The organism is Modestobacter versicolor (assembly GCF_014195485.1).
GTDB classification, from domain to species: Bacteria; Actinomycetota; Actinomycetes; order Mycobacteriales; family Geodermatophilaceae; genus Modestobacter; species Modestobacter versicolor.
Genome location: NZ_JACIBU010000001.1, coordinates 1,356,412 through 1,371,841, shown reverse-complemented (window position 1 = coordinate 1,371,841; position 15,430 = coordinate 1,356,412). Strand labels below are relative to the sequence as shown.

The 15,430-nt window shown below is 73.5% G+C and carries 16 protein-coding genes; 11 read left to right on the top strand and 5 right to left on the bottom strand.

What is annotated here, in order from left to right:
- Positions 1-131: 131 nt before the first annotated feature.
- Entirely contained in the window at positions 132-3,689 is a 3,558-nt protein-coding gene (gene dnaE / locus FHX36_RS06655; protein WP_220035893.1) for a DNA polymerase III subunit alpha, read from the top strand.
- A 43-nt stretch (positions 3,690-3,732) separates the two neighbouring features.
- A complete protein-coding gene (locus FHX36_RS06650; protein WP_110551764.1) occupies positions 3,733-4,425 on the top strand; it encodes a DUF2567 domain-containing protein in 693 nt (230 codons plus the stop codon).
- Between the two features lie 61 nt (positions 4,426-4,486).
- Here FHX36_RS06650 and FHX36_RS06645 read toward each other — a convergent pair whose 3' ends face one another.
- On the bottom strand, positions 4,487-5,407 hold the full coding sequence (locus tag FHX36_RS06645) for an LON peptidase substrate-binding domain-containing protein (protein WP_110551765.1): 921 nt from the start codon (positions 5,405-5,407) through the stop codon (positions 4,487-4,489).
- 82 nt (positions 5,408-5,489) lie between these two features.
- Between FHX36_RS06645 and hisD the strand changes: the two genes are divergently transcribed.
- Genes hisD through FHX36_RS06625 form a run of 4 tightly spaced genes read left to right on the top strand, consistent with a single transcriptional unit; the run spans position 5,490 to position 8,681 of the window.
- Positions 5,490-6,794: a histidinol dehydrogenase gene (gene hisD / locus FHX36_RS06640; RefSeq protein ID WP_110551766.1), complete on the top strand. Its 1,305-nt coding sequence runs from the start codon at positions 5,490-5,492 to the stop codon at positions 6,792-6,794.
- The gene (locus FHX36_RS06635; RefSeq protein ID WP_110551767.1) at positions 6,791-7,903 is read left to right on the top strand and encodes a histidinol-phosphate transaminase; all 1,113 of its coding nucleotides are present in this window, start codon (positions 6,791-6,793) and stop codon (positions 7,901-7,903) included. Before hisD ends, FHX36_RS06635 begins: the two co-directional genes overlap by 4 nt.
- 5 nt (positions 7,904-7,908) lie before the next feature.
- On the top strand, positions 7,909-8,505 hold the full coding sequence (gene hisB / locus FHX36_RS06630; protein WP_110551768.1) for an imidazoleglycerol-phosphate dehydratase HisB: 597 nt from the start codon (positions 7,909-7,911) through the stop codon (positions 8,503-8,505).
- Positions 8,502-8,681, top strand: coding sequence for a hypothetical protein (locus FHX36_RS06625; RefSeq protein WP_110551769.1), 180 nt, complete (start codon positions 8,502-8,504; stop codon positions 8,679-8,681). The genes hisB and FHX36_RS06625 overlap by 4 nt, the downstream gene beginning before the upstream one ends.
- On the opposite strand, the gene FHX36_RS06620 is transcribed toward FHX36_RS06625, so the two are convergent.
- Positions 8,666-9,028 carry a MerR family transcriptional regulator gene (locus FHX36_RS06620; RefSeq protein ID WP_110551770.1) on the bottom strand — a complete coding sequence of 121 codons (363 nt, stop codon included), beginning with the start codon at positions 9,026-9,028 and terminating at the stop codon, positions 8,666-8,668. The genes FHX36_RS06625 and FHX36_RS06620 overlap by 16 nt on opposite strands.
- On the bottom strand, positions 9,025-10,494 hold the full coding sequence (locus FHX36_RS06615; protein ID WP_110551771.1) for a SulP family inorganic anion transporter: 1,470 nt from the start codon (positions 10,492-10,494) through the stop codon (positions 9,025-9,027). The genes FHX36_RS06620 and FHX36_RS06615 overlap by 4 nt, the downstream gene beginning before the upstream one ends.
- Positions 10,495-10,613: 119 nt before the next feature.
- Here FHX36_RS06615 and FHX36_RS06610 point away from each other — a divergent pair, with 119 nt between their 5' ends.
- On the top strand, positions 10,614-11,102 hold the full coding sequence (locus tag FHX36_RS06610) for a GNAT family N-acetyltransferase (RefSeq protein WP_110551772.1): 489 nt from the start codon (positions 10,614-10,616) through the stop codon (positions 11,100-11,102).
- A gap of 17 nt (positions 11,103-11,119) precedes the next feature.
- Entirely contained in the window at positions 11,120-11,758 is a 639-nt protein-coding gene (hisH, locus tag FHX36_RS06605; RefSeq protein WP_110551773.1) for an imidazole glycerol phosphate synthase subunit HisH, read from the top strand.
- Between the two features lie 13 nt (positions 11,759-11,771).
- Here the strand turns inward: hisH and FHX36_RS06600 are convergent, their stop codons facing one another.
- Entirely contained in the window at positions 11,772-12,542 is a 771-nt protein-coding gene (locus FHX36_RS06600; RefSeq protein WP_110551774.1) for an SDR family NAD(P)-dependent oxidoreductase, read from the bottom strand.
- A 16-nt stretch (positions 12,543-12,558) separates the two neighbouring features.
- Positions 12,559-13,158: a nitroreductase family protein gene (locus FHX36_RS06595; RefSeq protein ID WP_110551781.1), complete on the bottom strand. Its 600-nt coding sequence runs from the start codon at positions 13,156-13,158 to the stop codon at positions 12,559-12,561.
- Positions 13,159-13,219: 61 nt separating this feature from the next.
- Between FHX36_RS06595 and priA the strand changes: the two genes are divergently transcribed.
- From priA to hisF, 3 genes are read left to right on the top strand one after another with little or no spacing between them, the layout of a single operon-like run.
- Positions 13,220-13,951 carry a bifunctional 1-(5-phosphoribosyl)-5-((5-phosphoribosylamino)methylideneamino)imidazole-4-carboxamide isomerase/phosphoribosylanthranilate isomerase PriA gene (gene priA, locus FHX36_RS06590; protein ID WP_110551775.1) on the top strand — a complete coding sequence of 244 codons (732 nt, stop codon included), beginning with the start codon at positions 13,220-13,222 and terminating at the stop codon, positions 13,949-13,951.
- On the top strand, positions 13,948-14,340 hold the full coding sequence (locus tag FHX36_RS06585) for a Rid family hydrolase (protein ID WP_110551776.1): 393 nt from the start codon (positions 13,948-13,950) through the stop codon (positions 14,338-14,340). The genes priA and FHX36_RS06585 overlap by 4 nt, the downstream gene beginning before the upstream one ends.
- The gene (gene hisF / locus FHX36_RS06580; RefSeq protein ID WP_110551777.1) at positions 14,337-15,131 is read left to right on the top strand and encodes an imidazole glycerol phosphate synthase subunit HisF; all 795 of its coding nucleotides are present in this window, start codon (positions 14,337-14,339) and stop codon (positions 15,129-15,131) included. The genes FHX36_RS06585 and hisF overlap by 4 nt, the downstream gene beginning before the upstream one ends.
- The last annotated feature ends 299 nt before the right edge of the window (positions 15,132-15,430 follow it).

Here is a 15,430-nt window from a genome sequence, read left to right as displayed (position 1 = left end):
CGGCAGCGCCACCCGTAGTGCCCAGCTCGACCTCGAACGGCCTTCCCCGCCGGTCACCCAGAACGACCCGCCGCCCCTGCCCGCCGCTGGCGGGCAGGCGGCCGCACGACCCGTGAGGAGCACCCCGCACCGTGAGCACCCCGTCCCCCGCAGAGAACTTCGTGCACCTGCACGTGCACACCGAGTACTCGATGCTCGACGGGGCGGCCAAGCTCGGTGAGGTCACCAAGGCCGCCGCGGCCGAGGGGATGCCGGCGCTGGCGATGACCGACCACGGCAACGTGTTCGGCGCCTACGACTTCTACAAGCAGGCCAACGCCGCCGGGGTCAAGCCGATCATCGGCATGGAGGGCTACTACACGCCCGGCTCCCGGTTCGACCGCGCCCCGTTCGACTTCGGCGACAAGCTGATCGACGAGGAGGGCGACGGCGGGAACAACCGCGGCAAGGCCGCCTACACCCACATGACGCTGCTGGCCCGCACCACGGAGGGGATGCACAACCTCTTCCGGATCTCCTCGCTGGCCAGCCTCGAGGGCCAGTACCGCAAGCCGCGCTTCGACCGCGACCTGCTCGAGCGCTACGGCAAGGGCCTGATCGCGACCACCGGCTGCCCGTCCGGCGAGGTCAACATGTGGCTGCGCGCCGGCAAGGTCGACCGGGCCCGCCAGGCGGCGGCGGACTTCCAGGACATCTTCGGGCGGGAGAACTTCTACGCCGAGATCATGGACCACGGGCTGTCCATCGAGAAGCAGACCAAGCCGGCGCTGCTGGAGATCGCCAAGGACCTCGGCATCCCGCTGCTGGGCACCAACGACCTGCACTACACCCACCGCGAGGACGCCCAGGCGCACGACGCCCTGCTGTGCATCCAGACCGGCTCGCGGCTCAACGAGACCAACCGCTTCAAGTTCAACGGCGACGGCTACTACCTCAAGTCCGCCGCCGAGATGCGCGCGCTGTTCCGCGAGCACCCCGAGGCCTGCGACAACACGCTGCTGATCGCCGAGCAGTGCGAGGTGCAGTTCACCGAGGGCGCCGACCTGCTGCCGCGCTTCCCGCTCCCCGAGGGCGAGGACGAGACCTCCTGGTTCATCAAGGAGGTCGAGCGCGGGCTGCACAAGCGCTGGCCCGGCGGCATCCCCGCCCACGTCCGCAAGCAGGCCGACTACGAGGTCGGGATCATCGTCCAGATGGGCTTCCCGGGGTACTTCCTCGTGGTCGCCGACTTCATCAACTGGGCCAAGGACAACGGCATCCGGGTCGGCCCGGGCCGTGGCTCGGCCGCCGGCTCGCTGGCCGCCTACGCCATGGGCATCACCGACCTCGACCCGCTGGCGCACGGGCTGATCTTCGAGCGGTTCCTCAACCCCGAGCGCGTCTCCATGCCCGACGTCGACATCGACTTCGACGACCGGCGGCGCGGCGAGGTCATCCAGTACGTCTCGCAGAAGTACGGCGAGGACCGGGTCAGCCAGATCGTCACCTACGGCACGATCAAGGCCAAGGCCGCGATCAAGGACGCTGCCCGGGTGCTCGACCGGCCCTACTCGGTCGGTGACGAGCTGACCAAGCTGATGCCGCCGGGCGTCATGGGCAAGGACATCCCGCTGTCGGGGATCTTCGACCCCAAGCACGAGCGCTACAAGGAGGCCGCGGAGTTCCGGGCGCGCTACGAGTCCGACCCGGGCGCCGCGGAGGTCATCGACCAGGCCCGCAAGCTCGAGGGCCTGAAGCGCCAGTGGGGTGTGCACGCGGCCGGCGTCATCATCGGCCGCTACCCGCTGATCGACAGCATCCCGATCATGCGGCGCGAGGCCGACGGCGCGATCATCACGCAGTTCGACTACCCGACCTGCGAGACGCTCGGCCTGCTCAAGATGGACTTCCTGGGCCTGCGCAACCTCACGGTCATCGACGACGCGCTGCGCAACATCGTGATCAACGGCAAGGAGCCGGTCGACCTCGACGAGATCAGCAAGGACCTCACCGACCCGGCCACCTACGACCTGCTCTCCCGCGGTGAGACCCTCGGTGTCTTCCAGTTCGACGGCGGGCCGATGCGGTCGCTGCTGCGGCTGATGCGCCCGGACAACTTCGAGGACATCTCCGCCGTCGGCGCGCTCTACCGGCCGGGCCCGATGGGTGCCAACTCGCACACCAACTACGCGCTGCGCAAGAACGGCCAGCAGGAGATCACCCCGATCCACCCGGAGCTGGCCGAGCCGCTCGAGGAGATCCTGGGTCAGACCTACGGCCTGATCGTCTACCAGGAGCAGGTCATGGCGATCGCGCAGAAGGTCGCCGGGTACTCCCTCGGCAAGGCCGACCTGCTGCGCCGCGCGATGGGCAAGAAGAAGAAGTCGGTGCTGGACGCCGAGTACGTCGGCTTCGAGGCCGGGATGAAGGCCAACGGCTTCTCCGCGGCGGCGGTCAAGACGCTCTGGGACATCCTGGTGCCCTTCGCCGACTACGCCTTCAACAAGGCGCACTCGGCCGCCTACGGGCTGGTGTCCTACTGGACCGCCTACCTCAAGGCCAACTACCCGGCCGAGTACATGGCCGGGCTGCTCACCAGCGTCGGCGACGACAAGGACCGCCGGCCGGTCTACCTGGCCGAGTGCCGCCGGATGGGCATCAAGGTGCTCCCGCCGGACGTCAACGAGTCCTCCTGGGACTTCACCGCCGTCGGCAACGACATCCGCTTCGGCCTGGCGTCGGTGCGCAACGTCGGGCACAACGTCGTCGACTCGATCGTCCGGGCGCGCGAGGAGAAGGGCGCGTTCAAGGACTTCGCCGACTTCATGCGCAAGATCGACACCGTCGCCTGCAACAAGAAGGTCATCGAGTCCCTCGCCAAGGCCGGCGGGTTCGACTCGCTGGGCCACTCGCGGCAGGGCATCGCCGCGATCCACGCCCAGGCCGTCGACTCGGCGATGAGCCTCAAGCGCAAGGAGGCCGAGGGGCAGTTCGACCTGTTCGGCGGCTTCGGTGACGCCGAGGACGACCCGTTCGCCGCCTCGCTGGACATCGCCATCCCGACCGCGGACTGGTCGAAGTCGGAGAAGCTGGTCTTCGAGCGCGACATGCTCGGCCTCTACGTCTCCGACCACCCGCTGCACGGGGTCGAGCACGTGCTCACCTCGCACGCCGACACCGCGCTGGCCGAGATCCTCGCCGGCGGCGTCGAGGACGGCGCCAACGTCACCGTGGCCGGCATCCTCACCGCGGTCGGCCCGCGCACCAACAAGCAGGGCGCCCCCTGGGCGATCGCCACCATCGAGGACCTCGAGGCGGGCCTGGAGGTGCTGTTCTTCCCCAAGACCTGGGCGCAGGTCGCGGACAAGGTGGTCCGGGACGCCATCGTGGTGGTCAAGGGCCGGATCAGCCGCCGCGACGACACCCCCTCGCTGTTCGCCGCCGAGGTCACCGTCCCGGAGCTCACCGAGGGCCCGCGCGGGCCGGTGCTGGTCTCGATGCCCGCCGCCCGCTGCACCCCGCCGGTCGTCGAGCGGCTGCGCGAGGTGCTGGGCAGCCACCCGGGCACCACCGAGGTGCAGCTCAAGCTGCTCAACGGCGGCCGGGAGACGGTGCTCCGGCTCGACCAGGGCCTGCGGGTGCGGCCGAGCACCGCGCTGATGGGCGACATCAAGGCGCTGCTCGGACCCACCAGCGTCGCCCTCCTCTAGGGGGCGGCACGTCCCTCCCAGCCACGACGACGAAGATGGTGGCGTGACCGACGCGCATCCGCAGGGCCTGGTGCCCTCGCCCTCCGCGCCGGGCGGCCCGCCGGGTAGCCCCTCCGGTGGACTGCCGGCACCCTGGCAGCCCGCCGTGCCCGTCGGCGTGCCCGGTCTCCGCGGCACCCGGTCGGACCTGCGCAGCGCGCTGCTGACCGTGCTCGCCCTGGCCGCTGCCGGGCTGGTCGCCGGTGGCCTGTGGATCTGGCTGGCCCCGCGGGCGGACTACCGGGTCACCGCGTCCGGTGTCGAGCCGGTCGGGCCGGCGCCGTCCGCCGAGCTGTTCATGGCCGACGACGGCGTGTTCGTGGTCGTGCTGGCCGGGCTCGGGCTGCTGGCCGGCACCGCCGTGTGGCTGCACCGGCGCCGCCGCGGTGCGCTGACCCTCACGGCGCTCGCCGCCGGGATGCTAGCCGCCGGCGTCGTCGCCTGGCTGCTGGGGGAGTGGGCCGGCCCCGGTCCCACCGACGCCGAGCTCGCCGCCGTGGGCACCACGGTGACCACGGCGCTGTCGCTGGGGGCCACCGCGGCGCTCGCCGTCGGCCCGTTCGTCGCGGTGCTGACCTACCTGGTGGCCACCGCGCTCACCTCGCGCGACGACCTCGGCCGCGCCGAGGAGGAGCCCGCGTCCGGCCCGCTCCGCCCGCCGCTGCCCCCGGTGCCCCCGCCCGTGAGCCGGGCGTGACGGCCCCCTCGCAGGGGCCCACCCCGGGCGTGCGAGGGATGAGGAGGAGGGGGTCCTCCGTCTAGTTCGAGGTCATCGGGGTGGCGAACTGCCGGAGCGGCACCGGCACCGCGCCGAGCGTGCGGAGCAGGGTGAGCTCGCGGCGCAGCAGCCGGGACTCCATGGCCAGCCGCCGCCGGGTGGCCGACTCGGCCAGCAGCGCCTGCCGGTCGTCGGTGGTGAGCAGCGCCGAGGAGGCCACCAGGTAGGACAGCCCGCGGGCGTCGTCGCTCACCTCGCGCAGCAGCGCCGCGGTGGCCGCCACGTCGCCGGCCGCCTCGTCGTCGGGCAGGTCGTCGGGGCCGAGCGCGTCGAGCACGTCGTCGGGCAGGCCCTCCGGTGCCCCGCCCTGGCGCACCGCGACGTCGGCGACGTAGCGGGCGAACAGGTCGCGGACGTTGCGGGCCAGCAGGTCCAGCGAACCGCGGGCCACCTCGGTGACCACGTCGTCCGGGACGATCCCGGCCGCGGCGTCCGCGCCGACCAGCTCGCCGGCGTCGCCGGCCGCCTCCTCGGCGGCCTCCTCCTCGGCCAGCCACTCGACCAGCGCCTGCAGGTACGGCGGCTCGTCGCTGTGCTCCCCGCTGCTCTCCGAGGGCACCAGCACGTCGAGCAGCCGGAAGCGCTCACCGCCGACGGCGGCGACCCGGTACCCGCCGTCGCGCTGCGGGGCGACCATCCGCAGCACCGCGGTGCAGCCGACGTCGAACAGCGCCTCGGCGGGCGCGACCCGCTCCACCTCCCAGCCCTGCCGGATGGCGACCACGCCGAACCGGCGCTCGGTGCCCTCGGGCAGCGAGGTGAGGTCGACGACCAGCCGCCGGTAGCGCGGCTCGAAGATCTGCAGCGGCAGCACCACGCCGGGGAACAACGGGGTCTCCAGCGGGAACAGCGGGATGACCTCCCGGCTGCTGGAGCTGCCTGACCCGCCCGCGGAACTCACGGCGGGAGCCTACGGGCAGCAGGGGCCGCTCACCCGGGCGTCTACCGTGGGGTGTTCTCCCGTTCGTACCCGGAGGTGCTCCGTGCTGTCCCGCATCGACCTGCGAGGGTCCGCCCTGCCCGGGCCCCGGGAGCTCGCGCAGCTGCTGCCCCGGGCCGCCACCGACATCGACTCGGTGCTCGCCGTGGTCCGCCCGATCTGCGAGGACGTCCGGCTCCGCGGCGCCCAGGCGGTCCGCGAGATCACCGCCCGGCTCGACGGCGTCGACGTCCCGGACATCGCCGTCCCGCAGGCCGCCCTCGACGAGGCGCTCGCCACGGTCGACCCCACGCTGCGCGCCGCGCTCGAGGAGGCCGTCCGCCGGGTCCGCACGGTGCACGCCGACCAGCGCCGCACCGACGTGACCACCGACGTCGTCCGCGGCGGCACCGTGACCGAGCGCTGGGTGCCGGTGCGCCGGGTCGGGCTCTACGTGCCCGGCGGGCTCGCCCCGCTGCTGAGCTCCGTGGTGATGAACGTCGTCCCCGCGCAGATCGCCGGCGTCGAGTCGATCGCGGTCACCAGCCCCCCGCAGCGCGACAACGGCGGGCTGCCCGACCCCGGCGTGCTGGCTGCCTGCGCGCTGCTGGGCGTCACCGAGGTCTACGCCGTCGGCGGGGCCCAGGCGATCGCGATGTTCGGCTACGGCGCCGGGTCCTGCGCGCCGGTCGACATGGTCACCGGGCCGGGCAACGTCTACACGACCGCGGCCAAGCGGCTGCTGCGCGGGCTGGTCGGCATCGACTCCGAGGCCGGCCCCACCGAGGTCGCCGTGCTGGCCGACGACACCGCCGACCCGGTGCACGTGGCCGCCGACCTGATCAGCCAGGCCGAGCACGACCCGCTGGCCGGCGCGGTGCTGGTCACCACCAGCGAGGAGCTCGCCGACGCCGTGCTGGACCAGGTGCCCGGTCAGGTCGCGGCCACCAAGCACAGCGACCGGATCAGCACCGCGCTGTCCGGCAGCCAGTCCGGCATCGTGCTGGTCGACGACCTGGACGCCGGGCTGGCCGTCGTCGACGCCTACGCCGCCGAGCACCTGGAGATCCAGACCCGGGACGCCCGCGCCGTGGCGATGCGGGTGCGCAACGCCGGTGCGGTCTTCGTCGGCCCGTGGGCGCCGGTCTCCCTCGGCGACTACGCCGCCGGGTCCAACCACGTGCTGCCCACCGGCGGCTGCGCCCGGCACTCCAGCGGGCTGAGCGTGCAGTCGTTCCTGCGCGGCATCCACGTCGTCGAGTACGACGAGCAGGCGCTCGCCGAGGTCGCCGGGCACATCGACGCCCTGGCGAACGCCGAGGACCTGCCGGCGCACGCCGCCGCCGTCCGGGCCCGCCAGCGCGCATGACGGCGATGGAGGAGCTCCCGCTGCGGCCGGAGCTGCGGGGCCGCACGCCCTACGGGGCCCCGCAGCTCGCCGTCCGGTACGCGCTGAACACCAACGAGAACCCGCACCCGCTGCCGGCGGCGCTGCTCGCCGACCTGCAGGTGGCGCTGGCCGAGGCCGCGCAGGGCCTCAACCGCTACCCGGACCGGGACGCGACGGCGCTGCGCGCCGACCTCGCGGGCTACCTGACCCGCACCAGCGGCGAGCCGGTCACCCCGGCGATGGTGTGGGCGGCCAACGGGTCCAACGAGGTGCTGCAGCAGGTGCTGCAGGCCTTCGGCGGCGCCGGGCGGACGGCGCTGGGGTTCACCCCGTCGTACTCGATGCACCCGATCATCACCGCGGCCACCGGGGCGGCGTGGGTCGACGGGCACCGGCGCGCCGACTTCACCATCGACCCGGCGGCCGCCACCGCGCAGCTGCGCGAGGTCCGCCCGGACGTCGTCTTCGTCACCAGCCCGAACAACCCGACCGGCACCGCGGTCGACCTGGACACCGTCGCCGCGCTGTACGAGGCGACCGAGGGCGTCCTCGTCGTCGACGAGGCGTACACCGAGTTCGCCCGGAAGGGCACCGTCTCCGCGCTGTCCCTGCTGCCCGGGCGGCCCCGGCTCATCGTGAGCCGCACGATGAGCAAGGCGTTCGGCATGGCGGGGCTGCGGCTGGGCTACCTGGCCGCCGACCCCGCGGTGGTCGACGCGCTGCAGCTGGTGCGGCTGCCCTACCACCTGAGCTCGCTCACCCAGGCCGCGGCGCGGACCGCGCTGGCGCACACCGAGCAGCTGCTGGACACCGTCGACGCGGTCAAGGCCGAGCGGGACCGGATCGTCGAGGCGCTCCCCGGCCTCGGCCTGACCAGCGTGCCCAGCGACGCGAACTTCGTGCTGTTCGGGCACTTCGCCGACGCCGCGGCGGCCTGGCAGGCGCTGCTGGACCGCGGGGTGCTGGTGCGCGACGTCGGGCTGCCCGGCTGGCTGCGGGTCACCGCGGGCACCACCGAGGAGACCGACGCCTTCCTCACCGCCCTGGGTGAGATCGCGCCGGGGCACCGCACCGCTCTGGGAGGATGACCACCATGACTCGCACTGCACGCGTCGAGCGGGCGACCAACGAGACCAAGCTCGTCGTCGAGGTCGACCTCGACGGCACCGGCACGGCCGACGTCGCCACCGGGGTCGGGTTCTACGACCACATGCTCACCGCGCTGTCCAAGCACAGCGGGATCGACCTGACGGTGCGCGCCGACGGCGACCTGCACATCGACGCCCACCACACCGTCGAGGACGTCGCCATCGCGCTGGGCCAGGCCTTCGCCGAGGCGCTGGGCGACAAGCGCGGCATCACCCGCTACGGCGACGCCACCATCCCGATGGACGAGGTGCTGGTGCAGGCCGCCGTCGACCTCTCCGGCCGGCCGTACTTCGTGCACGCCGAGCCGGAGAACATGACGCCGATGATCGGGCCGGACTACCCGACGTCGCTCACCAAGCACGTGCTGGAGTCCTTCGCCTTCAACGCGAAGATCAGCCTGCACGTGCGGGTGCTCTACGCCGGCCGCGACGCCCACCACATCGTCGAGGGCCAGTTCAAGGCGCTCGCCCGGGCGCTGCGCACCGCCGTGGCACTGGACCCGCGGGTCACCGACGTCCCCTCCACGAAGGGCGCTCTGTGACCTTCGGGGTGGCGCTGCTCCTCGTGGGCGGCTTCCTCCTCGGCGGTTCCTGGAGCATCTGGAAGGCCGACTCGGACACCGAGGGGCGCACCGGCCCGCAGGTCGGGTTCGCCGTCGTCCTGCTGGTGGCCGCCCTGCTGGCCAGCGTCGCCGGGGTCCTCTACCTCGTCGGCTGATCGAGGCGGGCGGCGAACTCCTCCGCCGTCCGCAGCTGGCGGCGGAGCGTGGCCACCCGCTCGGCCGCCTGCGCGCGGAACGCGGTGAGCCGGGCGGGGTCGGCGGCCCCGCCGGCGTCCAGCAGCTCCAGCAGCTCGCGCATCTCCTCGAGGCTGAACCCCAGCGGCTTCATCTGCATGATCACCCGGAGCCGCTCGACGTCGGCGGCCACGTACAGCCGGAAGCCGCCCTCGGACCGCGCCGAGGGCACCGCCAGGCCGACCTCCTCGTAGTACCGGATGGTGCGCAGCGACAGGCCGATCTGCTCGGCGACCTCGCCGATCTGCATCCGGCGCTCGGCGGTCACTCGCCGCCGCCCAGGCGCCCGGCCAGCCGGTCGTGGTAGTGGCCGGTGACCTCGGTCAGCCCGGTGAGCTGCACGGTCTTCCCGCGCAGCGCGTACTTGTGCGCGACGGCGTCCAGGACGGCGACCGACGAGGCGTCCCAGACGTGCGCGCCGGACAGCTCGACCACCACCCGGTCGGGGTCCCCGGCGTAGTCGAACCGGCCGACCATGTCGTTGGTGGAGGCGAAGAACAGCGCACCGCGGACGACGTAGCGCCGGCCGCCGTCGGGCTCGTCGACCGGGGTGACGGTGACCAGGTGCGCCACCCGCCGGGCGAAGAGCACGCAGGCCACCAGGACGCCGACCCCGACGCCGATCGCCAGGTTGGACGTCGCCAGGACCACGGCGACGGTGACGAGCATGACCGCGGTCTCGCTGCGCGGCATCCGCCGAAGCGTGCGCAGGCTGTGCCAGTCGAAGGTGGCGATCGAGACGAAGACCATCACCGCCACCAGCGCCGCCATCGGGATCACCGCGACGACCGGGCTCAGCGCCATGACCAGGACCAGCAGGAAGACCCCGGCGAGGAGGGTCGACAGCCGGGTGCGGGCGCCGGAGCGCACGTTGATCATCGTCTGGCCGATCATCGCGCAGCCGCCCATGCCGCCGAAGGCGCCGGTGACCAGGTTCGCGATGCCCTGGCCGATCGACTCGCGGGTCTTGCTGGAGGTCGTGTCGGTGAGCTCGTCGACCAGCTTGGCGGTCATCAGCGACTCCATCAGCCCGACCAGCGCGATGGCCAGCGCGTAGGGGGCGATGACCCGCAGGGTGTCCAGGGTGAACGGGACGTCGGGCAGGCCCAGGCCGGGCAGGCTGTCGGGCAGCTCGCCCTCGTCGCCGACGGTCGGCACCGAGACGCCGACGGTCACGGTGAACACCGTGAGCAGCACGATGGCCACCAGCGGGGCCGGCACCGCGGTGGTCAGCCGGGGGAGGCCGAAGACCACGACCAGGCCGACGGCGGCGAGCGGGTAGACCGCCCACGGGACGTCGACCAGCTGCGGCAGCTGCGCGGTGAAGATCAGGATCGCCAGCGCGTTGACGAAGCCGACCATCACGCTGCGCGGCACGAACCGCATGACCTTCGCGACGCCGAGCAGCCCGAGGGCCACCTGGAACACCCCGCCGAGCAGGACGGCGGCGACGAGGTACGGCAGGCCGTGGCTCTCCACCAGCGGGGCGATCACCAGCGCGATCGCCCCGGTGGCCGCCGAGATCATCGCCGGCCGCCCGCCGGTGAACGCGATGGTGACGGCCATGGTGAAGGAGGCGAACAGGCCCACCCGCGGGTCGACGCCGGCGATGATCGAGAACGAGATCGCCTCGGGGATCAACGCCAGCGCCACGACCAGGCCGGCCAGCACCTCGGTGCGGGCGACGCGGGGGCTGAGCCAGGCAGGGCGGGGCAGGGAGAGGGCAGCGGTCATGGCACCGTTCGCGATCGGGAGTGGTTCGACCGCGGCACTGCGGGCTCGCCGGCACCCTACCCTCACGTGAGAGGAGGGTTGGTCCGGAGGCTGTCGTACGGGTCCGGCAGTCTCCCGGCATGGACCTGCGGCTGGTACCCGTGACCCCCGACAACGTGGCCGACGCCTGCCGGCTGGCCATCCGGCCGGAGCAGGAGGGCGTCGTCGCCCCGGTCGCCTCCTCCCTCGCCGAGGCCTACGCCAGCCCGGACGTCGCCTGGCCACGGCTGGTCACCGACGGCGAGGGCGGGCCGGTCGTCGGCTTCGTGATGGGCAGCTTCGACCCGGGCAACGAGGTCCCCGCGTTCCGCTGCGGCATCTGGCGGCTCAACGTCGCGGCGCACGCGCAGGGGCAGGGGGTGGGCCGGTTCGCCGTCCAGGCCGTCGCCGACGAGGCGCGCCGGCGCGGGAACGACCGGATCACCGTGCTCTGGGAGCGGCACGAGCACGGGCCCGAGGAGTTCTACCTGCGCCTGGGCTTCCGGCCGACGGGGGAGGAGCTCTTCGGCGAGGTGGTCGGGGAGCTCGTCCTGCCGGGACGGGAACACGACGGCCCCCTTCTCGGCTGATGGGTAGCGTGGCAGCTGTGAAGAAGGTCGTCGTGCTGGACTACGGGTCGGGCAACCTGCGCTCGGCCGAGCGGGCGCTGGCCCGCGTGGGCGCTGACGTCACGGTGACCGCCGACCCGCATGCGGCGCTGGAGGCCGACGGCCTCGTCGTCCCGGGCGTGGGCGCCTACGCCGCCTGCATGGACGGTCTGCGCGCCGTCGACGGGCCCCAGGTGATCGGCCGCCGGCTGGCCGGTGGCCGCCCGGTGCTGGGCATCTGCGTGGGCATGCAGGTGCTCTTCGAGCGCGGGGTCGAGCACGGCCAGGACACCGCGGGCTGCGGTGAGTGGCCCGGTGTGGTCGAGCAGCTGAAGGCCCCGGTGCTGCCGCACATGGGCTGGAACACCGTGCAGGCGCCGGAGGGCAGCACGCTGTTCGCCGGCCTGGCCGACCAGCGCTTCTACTTCGTGCACTCCTACGGCGTCCGCGAGTTCCCGCTGGCCGAGCCGGGCGTGACCGGGCGGCTGACCCCGCCGTCGGTCACCTGGGCCGAGCACGGCGACCGGTTCGTCGCCGGGGTGGAGAACGGGCCGCTCTCGGCGACCCAGTTCCACCCGGAGAAGAGCGGCGACGCCGGCGCCCAGCTGCTCACCAACTGGCTGGACTCGCTGGCCTGAGGAGGGTCCTTCGTCAGCTGCGCAGGTAGCTCGCGCCGTTGACGTCGATGATCGTGCCGGTGGAGAAGCTGGCCTGCGGCGAGGCCAGCCACAGCACCGCCGCGGCGACCTCCTCCGGCCGGGCCACCCGTCCGTAGGGCGACTGCGCGCGCACCGCGTCGCCACCCGGGCCGTCGAGCACCTCGCGGGCCATCTCGGTCTGCACGAACCCGGGGGCCACCGTGCCCACCGAGATGCCGTGCGGGGCCAGCGCGAGCGCCATCGACTGGCCGAAGGCGTTGAGCCCGGCCTTGGAGGCGCCGTAGGCGGGAGTGTTCGGCTCGCCGCGGAAGGCGCCCCGGCTGGAGACGTTGACCACCGCGCCGCCGCCGGAGGCGATCAGGTGCGGCAGCGCCCGGAACGTCGCGTTGGCCGGGCCGAGCAGGTTGACCGCGAGCGTGCGCGACCAGGCGGCCTGCCACTCGGCGTAGCTGGTCTCCAGCGGCGGGTGCGCGGTGAAGACCGCGGCGTTGTTGACCAGCACGTGCAGCCCGCCCAGCGCCGCGGCCGCCTCGTCGACCGCCCGGCCGATCGCCTCGGGGTCGGCGACGTCGGCCTGCACGACGGTGTGCCCCTCGCCCGGCAGCTCGGCCAGCACCTCCTCGGCCTGCGCGCGCGAGGTGTTGGCGTGCACCGCGACCCGGTCGCCCTGCGCGGCGAAGGCCAGCGCGATGGCGCGGCCGATGCCCCGGGAGGCGCCGGTGACCAGGACGGCGCGGGAGGTCTGCTCGGGCTCGTTCGGCACGGGAGGAGTCAACCAGTCACCACCGGCCGCGGTGCACGACCTCCTCGGTGGCCCGGCGGCCGCGCCGCAGGGACGGGGAGCGCTTGTCCTCGCTGCCCGGGTAGCCGACCGAGAGGCAGCCGATCGGGGTGTAGGCCGCCGGCACGCCGAACGCGTCGCGGAAGGCGTCGATGCGCTCCGGCGGGATGCCGAAGAAGCACGCGGCCAGCCCCTCGTCGACCGCGGTGAGCAGCACCAGCAGCGAGGCCATCCCGGTGTCGACGTGCCAGTAGGGCACCGGCCAGCGGCGCTCGTCGCGGTCGGTCCAGCCCTTGTCCGGTTCGGCGTAGCGGTCCAGGTAGGCGTCCTTGTGCGACAGCGGCACGACCAGCAGCGGAGCCCGCCGCATCCGGGTCAGCCAGCCGTCGGGCGCGCCCTCGCCGGTGGTCGCGGCCCAGAACCGGTCGCGGTCCTCGGCGGTCTCCAGCACCAGGAACGCCCAGCCCTGGCTGAACCCGGCCGAGGGGGCGCGGACGGCGTGCTCGAGCAGCCGCTCGCGGACGTCGGCCGGGACGGGCCGGTCGGGGTCGTAGTCGCGCACCATGCGCCGCCTGCGGACGACGTCGCGGAACTCCATGGCCAGCACCCTGCCGCACCGCTCCGACAGCGGGCGCGCAGGGCTTCCCTAGGCTTGACCCGTGACGAAGCTGCAGCTGCTCCCCGCCGTCGACGTCGCCGACGGTCTCGCCGTCCGCCTGGTGCAGGGCGAGGCCGGCAGCGAGACCTCCTACGGTGACCCGCTGGAGGCCGCGCTGGCCTGGCAGCGCGACGGCGCCGAGTGGGTGCACCTGGTCGACCTCGACGCCGCGTTCGGCCGCGGGTCCAACCGCGAGCTGCTCGCCTCGGTGGTCGGCGCCCTGGACGTCGACGTGGAGCTGTCCGGCGGCATCCGGGACGACGAGTCGCTGGCCGCGGCGCTGGCCACCGGCTGCCGGCGGGTCAACCTGGGCACCGCCGCGCTGGAGTCGCCGGAGTGGTGCGCCCGGGCGATCGCCGAGCACGGTGACCGGGTCGCCGTCGGCCTCGACGTGCGCGGGACCCGGCTGGCCGCCCGCGGCTGGACCCAGGAGGGCGGCGAGCTCTACGAGACCCTCGCCCGGCTGGACGCCGAGGGGTGCGCCCGGTACGTGGTCACCGACATCACCAAGGACGGCACGCTGCGCGGCCCCAACCTGGACCTGCTGCGCGAGGTGTGCGCCGCGACCCCGCGCCCGGTCATCGCCTCCGGGGGCGTGAGCTCGCTGGACGACATCCGCGCGCTGGCCGGGCTGACCGGGATCGGCGTCGAGGGCTCGATCGTGGGCAAGGCGCTCTACGCCGGCCAGTTCACCCTGCCCGAGGCGCTGCGGCTGACCGAGGAGCTGGCGTGACGGCGCTGCGGCTGGGGTCCGGCGGCCCGTACGAGGCGGTCGTCGGCTACAGCCGGGTCGTCGTCGTCGGGGACACCGCGTGGGTGAGCGGCACGACCGCCACCGTCGACGGCGCCGTGGTGCACGCCGGTGACACCGCGGGGCAGACCCGGGTGGCGCTGCAGGGCGTCGTCCGGGCGCTGACCGAGGCCGGCTTCGTGCCTGGCGACGTCGTCCGCACCCGGGTGTACGTGACCGACATCAGCCGCTGGGAGGAGGTCGGGCGGGTGCACGGGGAGTTCTTCGGCGACGTCCGGCCGGCCACCTCGATGGTGCAGGTGGCGGCGCTGATCGACCCGGCGATGCTGGTGGAGGTCGAGGCCGACGCGGTCCGGGGGGCGGGGTCGTGAGTCTCGCCGTCCGCGTGATCCCGTGCCTGGACGTCGACGCCGGCCGGGTGGTCAAGGGCGTGAACTTCGTCGACCTGGTCGATGCCGGCGACCCGGTGGAGATGGCCCGGGTCTACGACGCCGAGGGCGCCGACGAGCTCACCTTCCTCGACATCACCGCGAGCTCCGGTGACCGGGAGACCACCTACGACGTCGTCCGGCGCACCGCGGAGAGCGTGTTCATCCCGCTGACCGTCGGCGGTGGGGTGCGCAGCGTCGCCGACGTCGACAAGCTGCTGCGGGCCGGGGCGGACAAGGTCGCGGTGAACACCGCCGCCGTCGCCCGGCCGGAGCTGATCGCCGAGATCGCCGACCGGTTCGGCAACCAGGTGCTGGTGCTGTCCCTGGACGCCCGCCGGGTGCAGGACGGCGCGGTCACCGACTCCGGCTTCGAGATCACCACGCACGGCGGGCGGCGCGGCACCGGCCGGGACGCCGTGGAGTGGGTCGTGCAGGCGGCTGGGCTCGGGGTCGGCGAGGTGCTGCTGAACTCGATGGACGCCGACGGCACCCGGGCCGGCTTCGACACCGACCTGATCCGCGCCGTGCGCCGGGAGGTCAGCGTGCCGCTGATCGCCAGTGGGGGAGCGGGCGCCGTCGACCACTTCCCACCGGCGGTCGAGGCCGGGGCGGACGCCGTCCTGGCGGCCAGCGTCTTCCACTTCGGCCAGCTGCGGGTGGGTGACGTGAAGCGCGGTCTGGCCGCGGCGGGCGTGCCGATCCGGCAGGAGTCCGACCACCCGCTCGGCTGAGCGGCTCGGCCACGCAGCCGTCAGGGACGGTTCCGTGCCAGATCCTCCATCGTGACCGGATCGTTATACGCACGCGCTCACCCTCGCCGGCCGGGCAGACGGCGCGCCGCCGTGACCTGCACGTTCCTTGATCCATCTGGGTCGCGGGCAACCTAATCGCGGGTAACGCGATGTTCACGAACGAGCCGTCGGCCACGCGCGCGTCGCGCCACGACCGCTGTGTGACCGTCACCGTTCGTGATCGCCTCGGTCACGGACAGAGCGTGAAGCCTCAACGAAGCGCGTAACTTCCGAGGCGT

Coding starts and splice junctions, on each gene's coding strand:
- FHX36_RS06635 (WP_110551767.1), top strand. CDS start 6,791: ATGACGGCGATGGAGGAGCTCCCGCTGCGGCCGGAGCTGCGGGGCCGC.
- hisB (WP_110551768.1), top strand. CDS start 7,909: ATGACTCGCACTGCACGCGTCGAGCGGGCGACCAACGAGACCAAGCTC.
- FHX36_RS06615 (WP_110551771.1), bottom strand. CDS start 10,494: ATGACCGCTGCCCTCTCCCTGCCCCGCCCTGCCTGGCTCAGCCCCCGC.
- FHX36_RS06610 (WP_110551772.1), top strand. CDS start 10,614: ATGGACCTGCGGCTGGTACCCGTGACCCCCGACAACGTGGCCGACGCC.
- FHX36_RS06595 (WP_110551781.1), bottom strand. CDS start 13,158: ATGGAGTTCCGCGACGTCGTCCGCAGGCGGCGCATGGTGCGCGACTAC.